Source organism: Cupriavidus sp. HMR-1, from assembly GCF_000319775.1.
In the GTDB taxonomy this organism is placed as follows: Bacteria; Pseudomonadota; Gammaproteobacteria; order Burkholderiales; family Burkholderiaceae; genus Cupriavidus; species Cupriavidus metallidurans.
In genome coordinates this window covers 1-2874 of the sequence record NZ_ANKP01000207.1, presented here as the reverse complement: position 1 = coordinate 2874, position 2874 = coordinate 1, and the positions used below count along the sequence as shown (strand labels likewise).

Annotated in this window: 3 protein-coding genes; 1 reads left to right on the top strand and 2 read right to left on the bottom strand. The window is 67.2% G+C overall.

The genetic code is table 11. The annotated features are described in order from the left end of the window. On the bottom strand, nucleotides 1-1199 hold a 1199-nt coding region (locus D769_RS20345; RefSeq protein ID WP_008648953.1), incomplete at its 3' end, for an acyclic terpene utilization AtuA family protein. A gap of 123 nt (nucleotides 1200-1322) precedes the next feature. On the opposite strand from D769_RS20345, the gene D769_RS20340 reads away from it, so the two are divergent. Continuing rightward, the gene (locus D769_RS20340) at nucleotides 1323-2222 is read left to right on the top strand and encodes a LysR family transcriptional regulator (protein ID WP_008648952.1); all 900 of its coding nucleotides are present in this window, start codon (nucleotides 1323-1325) and stop codon (nucleotides 2220-2222) included. 10 nt (nucleotides 2223-2232) lie between these two features. Here the strand turns inward: D769_RS20340 and D769_RS20335 are convergent. Further along, on the bottom strand, nucleotides 2233-2874 hold a 642-nt coding region (locus D769_RS20335; protein WP_008648951.1), incomplete at its 5' end, for an SDR family oxidoreductase.

The following is a 2874-nucleotide window of genomic DNA, read 5'->3' as shown; positions in this document are numbered from 1 at the left end:
TCCTCGTGCGCCAGCGCCGCGCGCAGGCGCACATCGCGCGCCTCGGCCTCATGCGGCTGTGGCCGCGCCAGCATCTCGCCGGCGTCATCGGCAAACACGCTCAGCACGCCGATCAGGTCGAAGCGGATCGGCACGTCGAAACCAAGACCCTTCATGCGCTTACCAAGGATTTCAGCCGCCAGTCGCGCGCGCGCCGCTGCATTGGGGCCCGCATACGAGATCTCGCCCTCGGCAATCCAGCCGCCCTGGTAGAACAGGTTGACCTTGAGCGTGTCTGGACGCGCATGGCCTCGGATGTTGCGGACAGCTACGCGATCCGGACCGACCTGCGCGACGGTCACCTCGCCGATATCGGCGACCACGTCGGGGGTCAGGTAGGCGCAGGGGTCGTGCACCTCGTACAGAAGTTGCTCCTTCACGGTGCGCAGATCCACGCAGCCGCCGGTGCCAGCCGCCTTGAAGATCTCGATGCCACCATCGGCATCGAGCCGCGCGATCGGAAATCCCACGGCGTGTACATCGGGCACGTCCTTCATGCCCGGATCTGCAAAATAGCCGCCGCTGACCTGCGCGCCGCATTCGAGCAGATGGCCGGCCATCGTCGCAGCAGCCAGGCGATTCCAGTCATCCCAGGCCCAGCCGAAGTGCGCCATCGCCGGACCCACGGCCAGCGCGGGATCGGCCACGCGGCCGCACACCACCACCTGCGCGCCGTCACGCAGCGCATCGGCAATGCCCTGCGCGCCGATGTAGGCGTTGGCGCAAACGAAACGCGCCTCCGGGAAAGAGTCGCCGACGATACCGCGCAGCAGCGCGCGACCTTCGTCGTGCGACAGGTCGTCACCCTCCACCACGGCCACACGCGGCGCGGGAAGGCCCAGCGCCACCGCCAGTTCGCCGATACGGCGGGCCGCCGCACGCGGATTGGCCGCGCCGAAGTTGCCGACGATCGGAATGTCGTTGGCCAGGCACAAGCCAAGGACCGGCGTCAGGAGCTGGTCCAGCAGCGGTTCGTAGCCATGCTCGGGATCGTCGCGGCGTGCCAGTTGCGCAAGTGCCAGCGTGCGTTCGGCCAGCGTTTCGAAGATCAGCGCGGCAGGTCCGCCCGCGGCAATCAGCGTGCGCACGACGGGCAGGGCGGCGTCGGTGCGGTCACCGGAAAATCCGGCTCCGGAGCCGATCAGCAAGGGGACAGTCATGGCGTTTCCGAAACTCGAAGGAAAGGACGGCGAACCCATTCTAGGTCTCGCAGACTCTCGCTGACAAACGGATGATTTGGATTAATCTATCGGTATTTCCGATAAATCTCCACTACCCGAACCATGCTGTCGAACCTGTCGGTCAAGCACCTGCGCGCTTTCGTTGCGCTGGCCACCCATCGCAACTTCACGCGCGCGGCGCAGGCGTGCCACCTGTCCCAATCGGCATTCAGCGCGTTGATCCAGACGCTCGAGGAACAGGCGGGCTGCCGGCTTTTCGAACGCACCACGCGACATGTGGACCTGAGCACCGACGGGCGCCGATTCGAGGAGATGGCGCGTCGGCTGCTGGGCGATTTCGAAGCGGCCTTCGATGACCTGCGCGATCATGCCGAGCGCCGCAAGGGTCGCGTGGCGATCGCGGCGCTACCGTCGCTGGCGGGCGGCGACCTGCCGCCGTTGCTGGCCAACTTCCACCAGCAATATCCCGGCATCGCGCTGGAACTGCACGACCAGCTCGCCGACGGCTGCATCGAGTTGGTGCGACGTGGGCAGGCCGACTTCGCGCTGGCGCCCGCGCCGGCTCAGGACGCCGACCTGCGCGTCGAAGCGCTGGTGCGCGATAGCTTCCATCTGGTCTGCCCGGCCGATCACCCGCTGGCCGGGAAGCGCCGCGTTACGCCGCAAGCCCTGGCCGGACTGCCATTCATCCAGCTATCCCGCACCAGCAGCGTGAGGCAGCACCTGGATGCAGCACTGCATCCGCTCAAGTTGAACGGGGTCATGGAAGTCGAGCACCTGGCTACCGTGGCGGCGCTCGTCGAGGCGGGTCTGGGCGTTTCGGTCGTGCCGGCGCTGGCGCTATTTCAGTTCCGGCGCGAGGGGCTGGCCATCCGGCCCATGCAGATGCCCACGCTGCTGCGCGACATCTGCGTGGTACGACTCAAGGACCGGGGTGATTCGGCGGCGGCAACCGCGATGCTGGAGTGCCTGCGCGCGCATTACCGGAGCGGCAGGCGCTAGAGGATTGGGCTCAGAAGTGGCCGAGGTAGCCACCATCGACGGCGAGCACCTGCCCTGTCACGTACGATGCCGCCGGCGAAGCCAGGAACACCACCGCACCCGCCACCTCTTCCGGCTGGCCCCAACGGCCCAGTGACGTCCGGTTGCGCAGCCACTCTGCCACGGTCTTGTCGGCCACCATCGCCTGATTCGGCTCGGTGGCGAAGTATCCCGGCGCAATGGCGTTGACGGTAATGCCCTGGCGGCCCAGATCGGCGGCCATCGCACGCGTCAGCGCATCGAGTCCGCCCTTGGTGGCGGGATAGAGCACGTCATTGGCGCGCGCCACCTGGCCGGCGATCGACGTGACATTGACGATCCGTCCATACCCGCCACGCTGCATCCATTGCGCCGCGTGACGGCATAACGCATAGGGCGCGACGAGGTTGGTCTCCAGCATCTCGCGCAGGTCAGCAGCATCGAGATGGGCCATCGAATTGCGATTGCGTGCGCCGGCATTGTTGACGAGGATGTCGAGCCGCCCGTGACGGGCCGCGATGTCATCGAACGCCGCGGCCACGGCGGCCTCATCGGTGATGTCGAGAACGAGCGCCTCGGCGCCGAGGCCGCTGGCCAGCAGTTGCGCGACGGCTTCGTCCACGCGCGCGGCGTT